At 51.1% G+C, this 17,928-nt stretch carries 17 protein-coding genes; 13 read left to right on the top strand and 4 right to left on the bottom strand.

Annotated elements, in window-relative coordinates; genetic code table 11:
• Positions 1-63 precede the first annotated feature (63 nt).
• Positions 64-1,599 (top strand): murein biosynthesis integral membrane protein MurJ, encoded by a 1,536-nt coding sequence (murJ, locus tag AC0IXI_RS15525; RefSeq protein ID WP_064517872.1) that lies wholly within the window; start codon positions 64-66, stop codon positions 1,597-1,599.
• A gap of 112 nt (positions 1,600-1,711) precedes the next feature.
• Positions 1,712-2,197 (top strand): cold shock domain-containing protein, encoded by a 486-nt coding sequence (locus tag AC0IXI_RS15520; protein WP_064517874.1) that lies wholly within the window; start codon positions 1,712-1,714, stop codon positions 2,195-2,197.
• A gap of 47 nt (positions 2,198-2,244) precedes the next feature.
• Here AC0IXI_RS15520 and flgN read toward each other — a convergent pair whose 3' ends face one another.
• The 3 genes from flgN to flgA all read right to left on the bottom strand — a co-directional run bounded on the left by flgN (position 2,245) and on the right by flgA (position 3,869).
• The gene (gene flgN, locus AC0IXI_RS15515) at positions 2,245-2,667 is read right to left on the bottom strand and encodes a flagella biosynthesis chaperone FlgN (protein ID WP_064517876.1); all 423 of its coding nucleotides are present in this window, start codon (positions 2,665-2,667) and stop codon (positions 2,245-2,247) included.
• Positions 2,668-2,769: 102 nt separating this feature from the next.
• Positions 2,770-3,090 carry a flagellar biosynthesis anti-sigma factor FlgM gene (flgM, locus tag AC0IXI_RS15510; protein WP_151992605.1) on the bottom strand — a complete coding sequence of 107 codons (321 nt, stop codon included), beginning with the start codon at positions 3,088-3,090 and terminating at the stop codon, positions 2,770-2,772.
• Between the two features lie 119 nt (positions 3,091-3,209).
• Positions 3,210-3,869, bottom strand: coding sequence for a flagellar basal body P-ring formation chaperone FlgA (flgA, locus tag AC0IXI_RS15505; protein WP_134183460.1), 660 nt, complete (start codon positions 3,867-3,869; stop codon positions 3,210-3,212).
• Positions 3,870-4,021: 152 nt separating this feature from the next.
• Here flgA and flgB point away from each other — a divergent pair, with 152 nt between their 5' ends.
• From flgB to flgL, 11 genes are all read left to right on the top strand, one after another.
• Positions 4,022-4,438, top strand: a complete 417-nt coding sequence (gene flgB / locus AC0IXI_RS15500; protein ID WP_064517881.1) for a flagellar basal body rod protein FlgB — start codon at positions 4,022-4,024, stop codon at positions 4,436-4,438.
• Positions 4,439-4,441: 3 nt separating this feature from the next.
• On the top strand, positions 4,442-4,846 hold the full coding sequence (gene flgC, locus AC0IXI_RS15495; protein WP_034456187.1) for a flagellar basal body rod protein FlgC: 405 nt from the start codon (positions 4,442-4,444) through the stop codon (positions 4,844-4,846).
• An 11-nt stretch (positions 4,847-4,857) separates the two neighbouring features.
• The gene (flgD, locus tag AC0IXI_RS15490; protein WP_064517883.1) at positions 4,858-5,535 is read left to right on the top strand and encodes a flagellar hook assembly protein FlgD; all 678 of its coding nucleotides are present in this window, start codon (positions 4,858-4,860) and stop codon (positions 5,533-5,535) included.
• A gap of 27 nt (positions 5,536-5,562) precedes the next feature.
• On the top strand, positions 5,563-6,771 hold the full coding sequence (gene flgE, locus AC0IXI_RS15485) for a flagellar hook protein FlgE (RefSeq protein WP_471682734.1): 1,209 nt from the start codon (positions 5,563-5,565) through the stop codon (positions 6,769-6,771).
• Positions 6,772-6,790: 19 nt separating this feature from the next.
• On the top strand, positions 6,791-7,546 hold the full coding sequence (locus AC0IXI_RS15480) for a flagellar basal body rod protein FlgF (RefSeq protein WP_064517887.1): 756 nt from the start codon (positions 6,791-6,793) through the stop codon (positions 7,544-7,546).
• Between the two features lie 31 nt (positions 7,547-7,577).
• On the top strand, positions 7,578-8,360 hold the full coding sequence (gene flgG, locus AC0IXI_RS15475; protein WP_064517889.1) for a flagellar basal-body rod protein FlgG: 783 nt from the start codon (positions 7,578-7,580) through the stop codon (positions 8,358-8,360).
• Positions 8,361-8,424: 64 nt separating this feature from the next.
• Positions 8,425-9,120 (top strand): flagellar basal body L-ring protein FlgH, encoded by a 696-nt coding sequence (flgH, locus tag AC0IXI_RS15470; RefSeq protein WP_134184169.1) that lies wholly within the window; start codon positions 8,425-8,427, stop codon positions 9,118-9,120.
• A gap of 12 nt (positions 9,121-9,132) precedes the next feature.
• On the top strand, positions 9,133-10,227 hold the full coding sequence (locus tag AC0IXI_RS15465; RefSeq protein WP_064517891.1) for a flagellar basal body P-ring protein FlgI: 1,095 nt from the start codon (positions 9,133-9,135) through the stop codon (positions 10,225-10,227).
• Positions 10,227-11,168, top strand: a complete 942-nt coding sequence (gene flgJ, locus AC0IXI_RS15460) for a flagellar assembly peptidoglycan hydrolase FlgJ (RefSeq protein WP_064517893.1) — start codon at positions 10,227-10,229, stop codon at positions 11,166-11,168. Before AC0IXI_RS15465 ends, flgJ begins: the two co-directional genes overlap by 1 nt.
• Before the next feature lie 272 nt (positions 11,169-11,440).
• Complete coding sequence (gene flgK, locus AC0IXI_RS15455; RefSeq protein WP_424221883.1) at positions 11,441-13,120, top strand: flagellar hook-associated protein FlgK; 1,680 nt, start codon at positions 11,441-11,443, stop codon at positions 13,118-13,120.
• Positions 13,121-13,136: 16 nt separating this feature from the next.
• On the top strand, positions 13,137-14,087 hold the full coding sequence (gene flgL / locus AC0IXI_RS15450; protein ID WP_422567955.1) for a flagellar hook-associated protein FlgL: 951 nt from the start codon (positions 13,137-13,139) through the stop codon (positions 14,085-14,087).
• 238 nt (positions 14,088-14,325) lie between these two features.
• On the opposite strand, the gene rne is transcribed toward flgL, so the two are convergent.
• Positions 14,326-17,610, bottom strand: coding sequence for a ribonuclease E (gene rne, locus AC0IXI_RS15445; protein WP_471682733.1), 3,285 nt, complete (start codon positions 17,608-17,610; stop codon positions 14,326-14,328).
• Between the last annotated feature and the right edge of the window lie 318 nt (positions 17,611-17,928).

The raw sequence follows: 17,928 nt of genomic DNA, 5'->3' as shown, positions 1-17,928 counted from the left end.
GATCGAAATGCCCTTAACAACGCCTGCCTTGCAGGCGTTGATGTTTGTGGAACCATATAATAAATGAATCTATTAAAATCGCTGGCCGCCGTCAGCTCGATGACGATGTTTTCTCGCGTGCTCGGATTTGCACGTGATGCCATTGTGGCAAGGGTTTTTGGGGCAGGGATGGCGACGGATGCCTTTTTTGTGGCATTCAAATTACCGAACCTTTTGCGCCGTATTTTCGCCGAAGGTGCATTTTCGCAAGCGTTTGTCCCGATTCTTGCTGAATACAAAAGTAAGCAGGGTGAAGATGCGACTCGCGTATTTGTCTCGTATGTTTCCGGGCTGCTGACGCTTGCACTGGCGGTTGTTACTGTTATCGGGATGATTGCGGCACCGTGGGTTATTCTGGTCACAGCACCTGGCTTTGCGGATACGGCCGATAAATTCGCGCTCACCTCCAGCCTGCTACGAATTACTTTCCCGTATATTTTCCTGATCTCTCTGGCCTCGCTGTGTGGGGCGATACTGAATACCTGGAACCGCTTCTCTGTTCCGGCGTTTGCTCCGACATTCTTAAACCTCAGCATGATTGGCTTTGCACTCTTTGCCGCACCGCACTTTAACCCGCCGATTCTGGCGTTGGCCTGGGCGGTAACCGTTGGCGGCGTGTTGCAGTTGGCATATCAATTACCGCATCTGAAAAAGATTGGCATGCTGGTTTTACCGCGCGTGAACCTGAAAGATGCAGGCGCGATGCGTGTGATCAAACAGATGGGGCCGGCGATTCTTGGTGTATCCGTCAGTCAGATCTCATTAATCATCAACACCATTTTTGCTTCATTCCTCGCTTCCGGTTCAGTTTCCTGGATGTACTACGCCGACCGTCTGATGGAGTTCCCATCTGGGGTGCTGGGTGTGGCACTGGGTACCATTTTGCTGCCTTCACTGGCGAAGAGTTTTGCCAGCGGTAATCACGATGAATATTCACGCCTGATGGACTGGGGTTTACGTCTGTGTTTCTTGCTGGCGCTGCCAAGTGCGGTTGCATTGGGGATTCTGGCTAAGCCGCTCACTGTTTCACTGTTCCAGTACGGCAAGTTCACCGCTTTTGATGCCTCTATGACGCAACGTGCGCTGGTGGCTTATTCCGTCGGTTTGATGGGGCTGATCGTAGTGAAGGTGTTGGCACCCGGTTTTTATTCGCGCCAGGACATCAAAACCCCGGTTAAAATCGCCATCGTGACGCTGATTTTGACCCAGGTAATGAACCTTGCGTTTATTGGCCCGCTCAAGCACGCCGGGCTGTCGCTGTCGATTGGTCTGGGGGCGTGTCTGAATGCCAGCCTGCTATACTGGCAACTGCGTAAACAGGATATTTTCCAACCTCAGCCGGGCTGGAGCGCATTCCTCTGGCGCCTGTTTGCTGGTGTCATTGTGATGTCAGCGGTATTGGTTGGCATGATGCACATTATGCCGGCCTGGGATCTGGGCACCATGCCGTATCGTATCCTGCGCTTAATGGCCGTTGTCGTGGCCGGTATCGCAGCTTATTTCGCAACGCTTACGGTGTTGGGATTCAGAGTGAAGGATTTTGCCCGACGCACAATGTAGCGTGATGGCAATTTATCGTGCCGACACGTGCCAAAGGCATAGTCGGCACGCGCATTCTGCATTAAACTGCGCGCTGCAAAATTTGACTTATTGAACGATTAATTAGGCGGTAATAGCGATGCACGGGACAATCACAACCTGGTTTGAAGATAAAGGTTTCGGTTTTATCAAAGATGAAAACGGTGACAATCGTTATTTTCATGTGATTAAGGTCGCCAACCCTGAACTGATTAAGAAAGATGCTTCAGTCACTTTCGAGCCTACGACGAACAACAAAGGCCTGTCGGCATTTTCTGTGAAGGTTGAACCAGACAGCAAGTACATTTATATCGCAGGCGAGCGCATGAAAATCACCTCGATTAAATCCTTCCTGGTTTACAGCGAAGAAGTGCCTGCCGAAACCAAGATTGATAAAGAGAATGCGGTGCTGTCTGTGGGCGCATTGATGAATAGCATTCGTCCGAAGGTTGACCCGAAACAGGGGCAGATGCGTACCTTGAAAAAGCTGGCAGTGACCACTTTCCAGGGCACAACGTTAATCTTTTCGGAAGATGAGATTGATGTAGAAGCGACAATGAAGATTCTGAAGGGTCTTTAACGCATTACTTGGGCGGTGCTTTGAAACCGCCCTTATTCTTTCTGGCACTAAATCGTTATTTTCTTCCCACCACGACTGACCGTGGTCGCCTGCCCATCAGCCCCATAAAGATTAGGTTCCTGATGCGGTTTGAGTACCGCCAGCGCTTGTTCATTACGCGCTAACTGATCCTCTAATAGCCAACCGTTATGCTGGTTGATATCACGTAAGTGCTGCGTTTTCTGCGTAATCGTCTGCCAACGCTGGGTAATATCCGTGCTGCTGGTATTTTCGGCTTTCTGTGCGTCACGGCGAAGCTGTTCGAGATAATCTAGCGTCGCAAGTAGCGAGCTTTTATCTTCGGTAATGCGCTGCAACGCACTGCCATTCACATGGCCTGCGGATAGTTGTTGCTGCTCGGCGTCCATCACCTCTTTCAGAGAGTTGAGCACCACAGTCATTTGATCCATTACTTCTAACAGACGATTCATGCAATTATTTACTCTGGATATATACCCGTCATACTTCAAGCTGCTGGTGCGTTGACTGCACCCGTGCGCTCCAGTCACATAGTTATCTATGCTCCTGGGGACTTACGGCCTGGTCGCCTTCCCGCCACTTAAATTATTTTGGGTATCGCTGAGAGCTTCCTGGATTAATGCATCGGCGATTTTGCCGGTATCCATTTTAAGCTCGCCGTTACGGATCGCAGTTTTGAGTGCTTCAACGCGTTCCATATTAATATCACCGCTGCCTGGCTGTATTAACTTAGCCTGCGCGTCACTGAGTGTCACGTTGGTGCTGTTTGGCGTGGTACTTTTTTCCAGACGGCTCTTTTGAATCGGAGCTTCTGATGTTTCACGTGGTTGTACGGTACTTACCGGTTTCAAAGGAGACGTGCGATCAATGCTCATTATTCTATCCTCATCGAGGTGGCTCGCAGCATTTGAGCCTGCCAATATCTATCATCTGTTAACACACTATCGGCAGTCGCCGCAGAACCTTTATACCCTTCTTAATCGCCAGTTGAATATTACAAGTTAATCAGAATATTCCCATCAACATCTACTGTCCCGCTTACAATCTGACCAGAATCCATTCGTACACGCGCATTCTGCGCGACAGCCGCATTGTTGAGTGCTTTGCCTTCGCTATTCACACTAAAACCTTCACCTGCAGCAACAACCTGGACTCGTTGCCCGGCTTTCACTCGCCATGACTGGCGCACCATCGACAGCATAATTGGCTGATTGGGTGCGATGTCGCGCAGTGTTACAGCATCGTTTGCCTGGCGAATATCCAACATGGCACGCGGAGGAAGTTGATCCAATCTCCCGCGTTTAAGTTGTACCTGGCTTTCATTAATGACACTGCCACGTGGTAGCGCCTGGGCTGCAACGACGTAATTTCCAATAGCCTGCACTTCTGCCTGAATAAAGCGTTTGGTATCACCACATCTAGCTAACACGCTCACGGTTCCCCACAGGCGACCATTACCCGGCATTGAAAAATCGGGAAGCGGGCAGGAGGGTAATTGTGCATCGGGTGTTTTCACTTTTACCGATACTTCATCGCTTATGCCCGCCAGACGCTGCTGAAAAAACTGGTTCAAAGGTGCATCCAGAATACTGGCGAATGCCGGTGGGCATGCCAGTAAAAGCGCAATCGTGCTCCAGGTTTTCAGACCGTTCATAACGTCTCTCCTTGTTCAGGTTGCAGTGATTTTAACCGCACACGGAATTGATCAAGGCGACAAATAGCGACGCATTTTGTGTCTATTCCAACGATAACGCACGCGTAAGGGGCTTTAAGCTGTCGGACAAATCCTAATTATGCGGAGGGAACATGCTAGACAAACTGGATGCCGCGCTGCGATTTCAGCAAGAAGCGATAAATTTGCGCGCCCAGCGTCAGGAAATTCTGGCAGGGAATATCGCTAATGCCGATACCCCAGGTTATCAGGCTCGCGATATAGATTTTGCCAGTGAAATGAAAAAAGTGATGGACAGAGGACGTGTTGAAGGTAGCGGCGTATCGCTTGCTCTTACCTCTTCGCGCCATATTCCGGCACAAACTCAAACTGTCCCACAGCTTGATCTCCTCTACCGCATTCCTGACCAGCCATCAATGGATGGCAACACCGTCGACATGGACCGCGAACGTACACAATTTGCCGATAACAGCCTGAAATACCAGTCAGATCTGACGGTTCTCGGCGGCCAAATCAAGGGCATGATGTCTGTGCTGCAACAGGGTGGCTAATAGATGGCTTTACTGAATATTTTTGATATTGCCGGTTCAGCGATGGCCGCGCAGTCCAAGCGTATGAACGTGGCGGCGAGTAACCTGGCTAACGCCGATAGCGTCACAGGTCCCGATGGTCAACCGTACCGTGCCAAGCAAGTTATTTTCCAGGTGGATGCAGCTCCTGGTGCTGAAACCGGTGGTGTGAAAGTGACTGGCGTTGAAGAGAGCCAGGCACCAGACAAGCTGGTATTTCAGCCAGGTAATCCGCTCGCTGACGCTAAAGGTTACGTGCGGATGCCAAACGTTGATGTGGTAGGTGAGATGGTCAACAGCATGTCTGCCTCCCGTAGCTACCAGGCAAATGTGGAAGTACTCAACACTGTGAAAAGCATGATGTTGAAAACCCTGACTCTTGGTCAGTAAAGGAGTGACTGATGGGCATAGCCGTTAATATGAACGACACCACGACCAGTGGTGTTAATACTTTATCGGGTAATAGCAGCATTACCGGGAATAATGCTGCCGATCTTCAGAGTAGTTTCCTGACGCTGCTGGTTGCGCAGCTCAAAAACCAGGACCCTACCAACCCTCTGCAAAATAACGAACTGACTACGCAACTTGCGCAAATCAGCACCGTGAGCGGTATTGAAAAACTCAACACCACGCTCGGTTCAGTGTCAGGCCAGTTAAACAATAACCAGTCAGTTCAGGCAAGTGCCCTGATTGGTCATGGCGTGATGATCCCTGGTTCTAAAATTCTGGCAGGCAAAGAGGCGACCACGCCATTTGGTGTGGAGCTGCAACAAGCCGCCGATAAAGTTACCGCTACGATCACGGATAACACCGGCAAAGTGGTACGCACGCTCGATATTGGTGGCCTAAGCGCAGGCGTTCATACCTTTACCTGGGATGGCACGATGACGGACGGTTCGACGGCGCCAGACGGTGCTTATAACGTCGCTATCAATGCCACAAATGGTGGGACACAACTGGTTGCTCAGCCGCTCAATTTTGCGATGGTCAACGGTGTGACACTCAGTAATGGCAAGACCTTGCTCGACCTCGGTACTTACGGCACCTCCACTCTCGACGACATCAGGCAGATTATTTAAGCCTATAACCCTTTGCAGGAGTAAGACATGGCCTTTTCTCAAGCGGTCAGCGGCCTGAATGCCGCCGCCACCAACCTGGACGTGATTGGTAACAACATTGCCAACTCAGCCACCTATGGCTTTAAGTCCGGCAGCGTATCTTTCGCTGACATGTTTGCAGGTTCTAAAGTGGGTCTGGGCGTTAAAGTCGCAGGCATCACGCAGGACTTTGGCGACGGTACTACGACCAACACCGGGCGTGGCCTGGATGTGGCGATTAGCCAGAATGGTTTCTTCCGTATGGTGGACACTAACGGTTCGGTCTATTACAGCCGCAACGGTCAGTTCAAACTGGATCAAAACCGTAATCTGGTGAACATGCAGGGTATGCAACTGACGGGTTATCCGGCAACCGGCACACCGCCAACGATTCAGGAAGGGGCAAACCCGGTAGGTCTTTCAATTCCTAATACTTTGATGGCGGCGAAAATCACTACCACGGCCTCAATGCAGATTAACCTGAACTCTACCGATAAGGTGCCTGCCAAAACAACTTTTGATCCAGCAGATTCAGAGAGTTACAACAAAAAAGGCTCTATCACTGTCTATGACAGCCAGGGTAACTCCCATGATATGAACGTCTTCTTTGTGAAGTCTTCTACGGCAAATACCTGGGATGTTTATACCCAGGACAGCAGCGTTGCGGGGAGCCCGATTCAAAAAGGGACATCTCTGGAGTTCAGTAGTAGTGGTGTCTTAACCAAAGGTACCGCTAGCGATTTTAAGACTGAGGCTATTAATGGTGCAACGCCTGCGACATTCAATCTCAGCTTCCTCAACTCCATGCAGCAAAACACCGGCTCCAACAATATCGTTGCCGCGAATCAGGATGGCTATAAGCCTGGCGATTTGGTGAGCTATCAGATCAATGAAGATGGCACCGTAGTCGGTAACTACTCCAACGAACAAAACCAATTGCTCGGGCAGATTGTGTTGTCCAACTTTGCGAACCCGGAAGGCCTGTCCTCTGAGGGTAACAACGTCTGGGCGGCGACCAATGCTTCTGGTGTTGCGCTGTTGGGTACGGCAGGCTCAGGTAACTTCGGTACGCTGACTAACGGTGCGCTGGAAGCCTCAAACGTCGATCTGAGTAAAGAACTGGTCAATATGATTGTTGCACAGCGCAACTACCAGTCTAACGCGCAGACCATCAAAACCCAGGACCAGATACTTAACACCCTGGTTAACCTGCGCTAAGCACTGACGGGAAAGCTTAATGGATCACGCAATTTATACCGCCATGGGCGCGGCCAGTCAGACGCTGAATCAACAAGCGGTGACGGCCAGCAACCTGGCGAATGCTTCAACTCCCGGCTTTCGTGCACAGCTAACGGCTTTGCGCGCAGTTCCGGTGGAAGGGCTTTCTTTGCCAACGCGTACGCTGGTGACCGCGTCAACGCCTGGCGCTGATATGTCTCAAGGTCAGCTTGATTACACCCAACGCCCGCTGGATGTTGCCCTGCAACAAGATGGCTGGCTGGCGGTACAAAGTGCTGATGGTACAGAAGCTTATACCCGTAACGGCAATATGCAGGTGAGTCCTGCCGGGCAACTGACCATCGGCGGGCAACCGGTGATGGGTGAGGGTGGCCCGATTGCCGTGCCTCAAGGCGCACAGCTAACTATCGCGGCTGATGGCACCATTTCTGCACTTAACGCGGGCGACCAGCCTAATACCGTGGCACCGATTGGCCGCCTGAAACTGGTGAAAGCGACAGGCCTGGAAGTGGTACGTGGTGACGATGGATTTTTCCGTTTGAGCCCAGCCGCACAGGCTACGCGTGGCGCGACCTTGCAAGCTGACGCCAGCATCTCTTTGATGCCAGGCGTGCTGGAAGGCAGCAACGTGAAACCCGTAGAAGCCATGGCTGACATGATTTCCAACGCCCGTCGTTTTGAAATGCAGATGAAGATTATTTCGAGCGTGGATGAAAACGAGCAACGGGCCAACCAATTGCTGTCGATGACTTGATAATCAGCCGCGAAACTAACAGGAATTCAAAATGATCAGTTCTTTATGGATCGCCAAAACCGGTCTTGATGCCCAGCAAACCAACATGGATGTGATTGCCAACAACCTGGCAAACGTCTCCACCAACGGTTTTAAGCGTCAGCGTGCTGTGTTTGAAGATCTTCTTTACCAGACTATTCGCCAGCCTGGTGCGCAATCTTCTGAGCAAACCACGTTGCCGTCAGGTTTGCAGATTGGTACGGGTGTGCGTCCGGTCGCCACTGAGCGTCTGCATAGCCAGGGTAACCTTTCTCAGACTAACAATAGTAAAGATGTGGCTATCAAAGGTCAGGGTTTCTTCCAGGTGCAACTGCCGGATGGTACCAGTGCCTACACGCGCGATGGTTCATTCCAGGTTGATCAAAACGGCCAATTGGTGACGGCGGGTGGTTTCCAGGTTCAGCCTGCTATCACCATTCCTGCTAACGCCCTGACGATTACTGTTGGACGTGACGGCATCGTGAGTGTGACTCAGCAGGGTCAGGCGCAACCCGTGCAGGTAGGCCAGCTTAACTTGACCACTTTTATGAATGACACGGGTCTGGAAAGCCTGGGCGAGAACTTGTATGCCGAAACCCAGTCCTCCGGTACGCCAAACGAAAGCACCCCAGGGCTTAACGGCGCGGGGCTTTTGTACCAGGGGTACGTTGAGACCTCTAACGTGAACGTGGCTGAAGAACTGGTGAATATGATCCAGGTTCAGCGCGCTTATGAAATCAACAGTAAAGCCGTTTCTACCACCGATCAGATGCTGCAAAAACTGACGCAACTGTAAGGCGTTTGCCGGTGTGCAGTTTCGCACCGGCTGTCTTTATCTGAATGACCTGAAGATGAAAGCAATGCAAAACCCAATAGTTCTCCGTCCTATCGTGATGTGTCTGGTGCTCGCCTCAACGGGCTGCGCGCTGATACCAACTAAACCGCTGGTGGAAGGGGCGACAACGGCCCAGCCAGTGCCAGGCCCTGCGCCTATCGTCAATGGTTCAATTTTCCAGACGGCGCAACCGGTGAACTATGGGTATCAGCCTTTGTTCGAAGACCGCCGTCCAAGGAATGTCGGCGATACCTTGACTATTCAGCTCCAGGAAAATGTCAGTGCCAGTAAAAGCTCGTCGGCTAATGCCAGCCGTGATGGCAAAACAAACTTTGGCTTTGACGTAACGCCTCGTTATCTCGAGGGGCTATTCGGCAACGACCGCGCGTCAGTGGATGCCTCTGGCGGCAACAGTTTCAACGGTAAGGGTGGGGCAAACGCCAGTAATACCTTTAGCGGAACCTTAACCGTGACGGTGGATCAGGTGCTGGCAAACGGCAACCTGCACGTCGTGGGTGAAAAACAGATAGCCATTAACCAGGGCACCGAATTTATTCGTTTCTCCGGCGTGGTGAATCCTCGCACTATTAGCGGCTCCAACACCGTGCCGTCTACGCAAGTGGCGGATGCACGCATCGAATATGTCGGTAATGGCTATATCAACGAAGCGCAAAATATGGGTTGGTTACAACGCTTCTTCCTTAATTTATCGCCGATGTAAGCGAGGAAACTCATGACCAAATATTTATTCGGATTACTGATGCTGGTGGCAACCTTTGCGCAAGCTGACCGTATCCGCGACCTGACAACGGTTCAGGGCGTGCGTGAAAACTCCCTGATTGGTTACGGTCTGGTGGTCGGGCTCGATGGCACAGGCGACCAAACCACACAAACACCGTTCACTACCCAGACACTCAACAACATGCTTTCGCAGTTGGGGATCACCGTTCCGGCGGGCACCAACATGCAGCTTAAAAACGTCGCTGCGGTAATGGTGACGGCAAAATACCCGGCATTTGCACGCTCCGGGCAGAATATTGATGTAGTGGTTTCATCCATGGGTAACGCTAAAAGCCTGCGTGGCGGCACCTTGCTGATGACGCCGATGAAAGGTGTTGATAACCAGGTTTATGCGCTCGCGCAGGGTAACATTCTGGTTGGCGGCGCCGGGGCTTCGGCGGGCGGTAGCAGCGTTCAGGTTAACCAGCTTAACGGCGGTCGTATTACTAACGGTGCGGTTATCGAACGTGAGTTACCGGGCACTTTTGGCACCGGGAATATGATTAGCCTGCAGCTCAACAACGATGATTTCACTCTTGCGCAGCAGATAACTGACACTATCAACCGCTCACGTGGTTTTGGCAGTGCTTCAGCTTTAGATGCGCGCACTATTCAGATTCGTGTACCAAGCGGTAACAGTTCGCAAGTGCGTTTGTTGGCTGATATTCAGAACCTCGAAGTCAATATGCCTGCGCAGGACGCGAAAGTGATTATCAACTCACGTACCGGCTCGGTGGTGATGAACCAGGAAGTGACACTGGACACTTGTGCAGTGGCGCAGGGTAACTTGTCTGTGACGGTTAACCGCTCAGCGCAGGTAAGCCAGCCGGATACGCCATTTGGTGGTGGTCAAACAGTGGTGACGCCGCAAACCCAAATCGATTTGCGTCAGAACGGCGGCGCGCTGCAACGGGTTAACGCCAGTGCCAATCTGAATAATGTGGTTCGTGCACTGAATACGCTGGGCGCTTCACCAATGGAGTTGATGTCGATTCTACAATCGATGCAAACCGCCGGATGTCTGCGTGCCAAAGTGGAAATCATCTGATGCTTAACGATACCCAGTCACTGGCGAATGCTGCATGGGATGCTAACTCTCTTAACGAGCTAAAAGCGAAAACCGGGCAAGATCCAAAGGGCAACATGAAATCGGTTGCCCGCCAGGTGGAAGGGATGTTCGTGCAAATGATGCTGAAAAGCATGCGTGAGGCGCTGCCAAAAGATGGCTTGTTTAGCAGCGAGCAGACACGCATGTACACCAGCATCTATGACCAGCAAATTGCGCAGCAGCTAAGCTCCAAAGGGCTTGGTCTGGCCGATATGATGGTGGAGCAAATGGGCGGCAATGCCGACCCATCGGAAGATGCTGGCAAAGTGCCGATGAAGTTTGATCTGCAAACTGTGACCAGTTTCCAGAACCAGGCGTTAACGCAAATGGTGCGCCAGGCCATACCGAAAGCGCCTTCTAACGAAGAGCCGCTAACCGGGGATAGCAAAGACTTCCTGGCTCAGCTTTCGTTACCAGCAAGGCTTGCCAGTGAACAGAGTGGTATTCCTCACCACTTGATTCTGGCGCAAGCTGCGCTGGAGTCAGGGTGGGGCCAGCGGCAAATCCTCACTGAAAAAGGTGAACCAAGTTTTAACTTGTTTGGCGTGAAGGCGTCAGGAAGTTGGAAAGGCCCGACGACGGAAATCACCACTACGGAGTATGAAAATGGTGAAGCCAAAAAGGTAAAAGCTAAGTTCCGCGTGTATAGCTCTTACCTCGAAGCACTTTCTGATTACGTCGGCTTGCTGACGCGTAACCCGCGATACGCTGCAGTCACTAATGCCAATACCGCAGAACAGGGTGCACAGGCATTGCAAAATGCCGGTTACGCAACCGATCCGAACTATGCCCGCAAGCTGACGGGTATGATTCAGCAGATGAAGGCGATGGGTGAGAAGGTCGCAAAAGCTTATAGCAATGACTTATCCAATTTATTCTGAAGCTCATCATACTTCGAGCCGCAGGTGCGTTGGCTGCACTCACAAACCCCAGTCACTTACTTTATGTAAGCTCCTGGGGATTATGCGGCCCATCCATGGGCCTTACCCCTTTGGGGACGCTGCAAGCAGCGTTCAAATTTGTTCCAGACAAATTTGTTGCTCCCTTGCCGCCTTCCTGCAACTCGAATTATTTAGAGCTAACACCTCAAGTGTTGCCAGACGCTGCCGATACTTACCAACAGGAATCGTGATTAACGCGCTAAGGAAATTTCATGTCCAGTAGCCTGATTAACAGTGCCATGAGTGGCCTGGGTGCTGCCCAGGCGGCACTGAATACTGTCAGTAACAACATTTCTAACTATAACGTCACAGGCTATACCCGCCAGACTACCGTGTTGTCGCAGTCGCAAAGTACGTTTGGCGCAGGTGGCTGGATTGGTAATGGCGTACAGGTCAGCGGTGTGCAACGTGAATATGATGCGTTCATCACTAACCAACTGCGTGCGGCACAAACGCAAAGCAGTGGTCTGAATACTCAGTACCAGCAGATGTCTAAAATTGACAATATTCTGTCTGGCACTACAAATACCCTCGCTACAACCATGCAGAGCTTCTTTAGCGGCTTGCAGACTCTGGTTAGTAACTCCGAAGATCCGGCGGCACGCCAGGCATTGCTTGGAAATGCCAACGGCTTGGTTAACCAGTTTAAGGTGACCGATCAGTATCTACGCGACCAGGATAAGCAGGTGAATACCGCAATCCAGAGTAGCGTGGAGCAAATCAACAATTACGCCAGCCAGATCGCCAATCTGAATAACCAGATTTCGCGCCTGACGGGTGTGGGGGCAGGTGCAGCACCGAACGATCTGCTCGATCAACGCGACCAGTTGGTTAGCGAGTTAAACCAGATTGTCGGTGTTGAAGTCAGTGTTCAGGATGGTGGTACATATAACGTCTCCATCGCGAATGGTTTGTCCCTGGTACAGGGTGATAAAGCCAATAAACTGGCGGCAGTCCCTTCCAGTGCTGACCCTTCACGCACTACTGTTGCGTATGTTGACCCTGTTTCAGGCACTAAGGAAATTCCGGAAAACCAGCTGAGCAGCGGCACGCTGGGCGGCATGTTGACCTTCCGTTCTCAGGATCTGGATAGCGCTCGCAACCGCTTGGGGCAGTTGGCTCTGACATTTGCCGATTCGATAAATCAGCAACATGGCAAAGGGGTTGATGCTGGTGACCCGCCGGAGGCTGGCGGTGATTTCTTTTCAATCGGCGGGCCGACAGCCTGGGGGAACGCCAACAATGTCGCTAAAGATACCTCGCTTAAAGTAAGCATGACGAACAGTTCGGAAGTGCAGGCAAGCGACTATAAAGTGACCTATGACGGTAAGGATTGGCAAGTCACACGCCTGGCGGATAATAAGCAATTCAAAGCCACGCTCTCCACTGATGGCAAAAGCATGAGCTTCGATGGCCTGAAACTTGATATTAGCGGTACGGCGCCGAGCAAAAATGACAGCTTCATAGTTAAACCTGTTTCTGACGCTGTTGTGAACATGGGCGTGCTGATTACCGACGAAAGTAAGCTGGCCCTGGCGGGTGACCCTAATGGTGGCACTGGCAATACCAGCGGTGGCGCAAGCGACAACCGTAATGCCCAGGCAATGCTGGACTTGCAAAGCGGCAAACTCGTTAACGGCAACAAATCGTTTAACGATGCATATGCAAGCCTTGTGAGCGATGTTGGTAACAAGACCAGCACCCTGAAAGTCACCAGCACAACGCAAAATAACGTGGTTACGCAGTTGAGTAACCAACAGCAGTCTATCTCGGGCGTCAATCTCGACGAAGAGTACGGTAACTTGCAGCGTTTCCAACAATATTACCTGGCTAATGCCCAGGTACTACAGACGGCATCAACTCTGTTTGATGCGTTACTGTCCATTCGTTAATTAAGGAATCTGGCGTATGCGTATCAGTACCGCAATGATGTACCAACAGAACATGCGCGGCATAACCAACTCGCAAAGTGAGTGGTTGCGTTATGGCGAGCAGATGTCGACCGGTAAGCGTGTTACTAAACCTTCTGACGATCCGATTGCTGCATCGCAGGCTGTAGTGTTGTCTCAGGCTCAGGCACAAAACAGCCAGTATGCGTTGGCGCGTACCTTTGCGACTCAAAAGATTTCGCTGGAAGAAAACGTGTTAGGGCAGGTGACAACAGCCATCCAGTCAGCACAAGAAAGAATCGTTAACGCCGGTAACGGTACGTTAAGCGATGACGACCGTGCATCACTGGCGACCGATCTGGAAGGTATTCGCAATCAGATATTGAACCTTGCCAACAGTACGGATGGCAACGGGCGCTATATTTTTGCAGGTTACAAAACGGATTCGGCACCGTTTAGCGGTGGGGCCAACAGCATCACTTATACCGGTGGTAGTACATCGGTAACTCAGTCTGTAGACGCATCGCGTACCATGACCGTAGGGCATTTGGGCTCACAGATTTTCGAGTCACTGACCAGTAATGCGGTGCCTGAACCTGATGGTTCTCCATCAGAGACTAATCTTTTTGAGATGCTTGATAGTGCAATTAGCGCGTTGAAAACGCCAGCTGCAGATTTGACGGATGTAGAAAAGGGTGCAATTGATAAAACCAACCGTGGGTTGAGAAACTCCCTCAATAACGTGCTGACTGTGCGTGCTGAACTCGGTACGCAGCTGAACGAGTTGGATAAGCTTGATGAGTTAGGTAGCGATCGCGCGTTGGGTCAGGCTCAGCAAATGAGTGATTTGGTGGATGTTGACTGGAACTCAGCAATCTCTTCCTATGTGATGCAACAGGCAGCCCTTCAGGCTTCATATAAAGCGTTCAGCGATATGCAGGGGATGTCCTTGTTCCAGCTAAACAAATAAGTTTTACCATTTTGGGCGTGCCATGAAACTGGGCACGCTTTATATGCCCACTTCTGCACCCCAGAGTGGGCTTTTTTTTGCCTGAAAATAGAGGGTAAGGGGGATGTTATCGCTGGCAATTTCCCTATGAATAGACAAATTGTTTTTGTAGGTAGGATTAGAGTTGCCACATGACAGCACACGCAGAAATAAAAAAGCCGACCAGGAAACTGGTCGGCTTTTTAGCAACGCTTAGCGATTAGTCAGTGCTTTGCGGGCGTGTTGCTGGTGCTGCTGCCTGGTGAGTTGCACTGCTACCACCGGCAGAACCGCGACCACTAAAGTCATAAGTTGGGCGTACCCAATCACTTTGACGTGGTGATTCTGGAGCATATTCCGGTGCTGGAGCACGAGTCATCGGTGCAGTCGCATGCTTAACGACGTGAGCGACTACGGCTACTTGTACAGGCGCTGCTTTTACTTCTGGTACAATTTCAGCGGCAGTTTCTGGAACAGCTGCTTCTTGAGTAACAGGAGTTTGCACTTCAACCACTTCGACTGGTTTTGTTTCTTCAACCGGAGCCATTGGCACAGTTTCTGCAACAACAACCGGCGCTTCCTGTGCAACTTCAGCGACCTGCTGCGGATGAGTTTCTACATTTACTACTTCATCTTGTGCAGGTGCAACTTCGTCAATCACTTGTTCAGCGACAACGTCATCTTCAGAAGCAATCAGGTGTGGCTGCTCGCTGACTGGCGTAGCAATCACTTCCGGGTGTGTCGTTTCAACATGTGCAGTCTCAACAACTGGTTGCGCTGCCAATACTTCCTGAACAACACGTTGCTCGGTATACACAGCTACAGGCTCTTGCTCATGAGGAACAAACGCAGGAGTTTGCTCAACGTGGTCGTACTGCGACTCTTCTTGCGAACGGGCAACCGGATAACTAATCCAGGCTTTACCAGAGGCCAGTTCAGGAGATGCACATGCTACGGTCAACGGCATTGGCGACTGTGCAGGGTAACGCTCATCACGATAGCGACGACGACGCTGACCACTAACACGTAAATGACGTGGAGAGCGGCGAGAACGGCGCGGCATACCATTAGAGTCGTTACGTGAATCGTTGTTGTCTTCTTGCTCAACAACTGGCTTCTCGATAACGGCTGGTAACGGAATAGTTGTCAGTTCAGTGTGGGTAGCTGGTGCTGCAACTGTTTCAGCGATTTCAGGCGTTGCCACAACTTCAACAGCAGAATCTTGAGCTGATTCAAAGCGAACTTTCTGGCTCAGCTGACGCTGTTTACGACGAGGCATAACCTGGACGCGTTCTTCCTGCTCGGTCTCAGCTTCAACTTCAACCACTTCATCACGTTGCAGAACTTTAACTTCTTGTTGTGCCTGACGCTTGTCATCGCTACGACGACGGTTGCGCTCACGACGTGGCTGCTGCTCGTCACGTACTTTAGGCTTCTCAGCTTCTTCAACAACAACGTTCGGGCGGTTTTCACGCACTTCAGTATTTTGCTGCTGACCCTGACGGCGGTTACGGCGGTTATCGTCGCGGTCGCGGTTTTCACGCGGCTCACGGTTGTCACGATTTTCGCTGCGGTTTTCGCCACGCCCTTCACCACGATTATCACGATCGCGGTTATTGCGATCGCCACGATCGTTACGGTCACGACGGTTATTCTGGCGACGGTTATTACGGCGATCCTGATTTTGACGTTGGCCTTCACTCTCAGCAGGTTTTGCTTCCTGAACTTCTTTGCTTTCAGTCGTAGGTTCACCTGCGAACAGGTTTTTCAACGCACCGAAGAAGCGGCTAAGCAAGCCAGGCTGCTCAGTTGTTGCTACTTTCGCATCTACTGGTTTAGTAACTGGAGTTTGCACCGCGGTTGCTGCAGGAGCTGACTCAGGCGGAGCTGGCGGCTCGTCAGGCATCACGAAGGTTGCCAGTGCAGGTTGCTCAGGGCGTTTACGCTCTGCGTACTCTTCTTCAGACGTCACAGCCATCTCTTCTTCATACCGCTTCGGCAGCATGTAGCTCAGAGTTTTGCTTTCTTCGCCTTTACGTACGCGCAATACGGAATAGTGTGGAGTTTCCATCTGATCGTTAGGAACGATGATAGCTTTCACACCACCCTGACGGGTTTCAATCGCGCTTACCGCATCACGTTTTTCGTTCAGCAAGTAAGAGGCAATTGGTACAGGAACAATCGCGTGAACTTCCTGGGTATTCTCTTTCAGCGCTTCTTCTTCAATCAGACGCAGAATGGAGAGTGCCATGGATTCGTTGTCACGTACCGTACCTGTTCCACTACAACGCGGGCAGACGTGGTGGCTGGACTCGCCCAGAGAAGGGGAGAGGCGCTGACGGGACATTTCCAGCAGGCCAAAGCGTGAAATATGGCTAATCTGGATACGAGCACGGTCCTGGCGTACCGCTTCGCGCAGACGGTTTTCTACCGCACGCTGGTGGCGCACAGGCGTCATGTCGATGAAGTCGATAACAATCAGGCCACCGAGGTCACGCAAGCGCAGTTGGCGTGCGATTTCATCAGCTGCTTCAAGGTTGGTATTGAATGCCGTTTCTTCGATATCACCACCACGAGTTGCGCGCGCGGAGTTAATGTCGATTGCGGTTAATGCTTCGGTGGAGTCGATAACAATCGAACCGCCGGAAGGCAGGCGAACTTCACGCTGGAAAGCGGATTCAATCTGCGATTCAATTTGATAGTGGCTAAACAGCGGGATTTCACCGGTGTAGAGCTTAATTTTGCTGCTGAAATCAGGACGACCCAAAGCACCGATATGCTGGCGAGCCAGTTCGAGCACTTTCGGGTTATCGATAAGAATTTCACCGATATCCTGACGCAGATAATCACGGAAAGCACGGACGATAACGTTGCTTTCCTGATGGATAAGGAATGGAGCCGGGCGATTTTCTGCCGCTTTCTGAATGGCTTCCCAATGCTTCAGACGGAAACTTAAGTCCCACTGCAGTGCTTCGGCGGATTTACCCACGCCAGCCGTACGTACAATCAGACCCATGCCATCTGGCAGTTCAAGAGAAGACAGTGCTTCTTTCAGTTCGGTACGATCGTCACCTTCAATGCGGCGTGAAATACCACCAGCGCGCGGGTTGTTAGGCATCAGTACCAAATAACTACCTGCCAGGCTAATAAAGGTGGTTAAGGCTGCGCCTTTATTACCACGTTCTTCTTTATCAATCTGGACAATCACTTCCTGGCCTTCGCGCAAAACATCTTTAATGTTTGGACGACCATGTGATGAATAATTCGACGGGAAATATTCGCGGGCAATTTCTTTAAGGGGAAGGAAACCATGCCGTTCCGCGCCGTAATCTACAAATGCCGCTTCCAGACTAGGTTCAATACGGGTGATTTTGCCTTTATAGATGTTGGCTTTTTTCTGTTCGTGTCCAGGACTTTCAATATCCAGATCGTACAGGCGCTGCCCATCTACAAGGGCGACACGCAACTCTTCTTGCTGAGTCGCGTTTATTAGCATTCTTTTCATCGTAACTTACTCATTATTCTTACATTGGTGACAGAGCTACGGGCATGGTGACGCTGACCGGGAGTGAACCGATGGCCTCGTGACTAAACGCATTAAGTCGCCAACCTCACGGTTGTCGCTTGCTGAGAGGCGCAAAGTGTCGGTAGCCTGTATTTCATACGGAAATACAGCGCAATTATCGTGGGAATAACCTTAGAAAATATCTTAAGAGTTGATTCCATTTTACCGGTCAGGCTGCAACCCGCAGCCCGCTAACTGCCTGAAAGTACAATACGTCTTACGCCATTGCTGCGTGGATGAACATTCAGGCAAAACTGG

This window comes from Buttiauxella sp. AC038 (assembly GCF_979253565.1).
The sequence above is the reverse complement of the archived record's forward strand: the minus strand, read 5'-3'. Positions and strand labels throughout refer to the sequence as shown.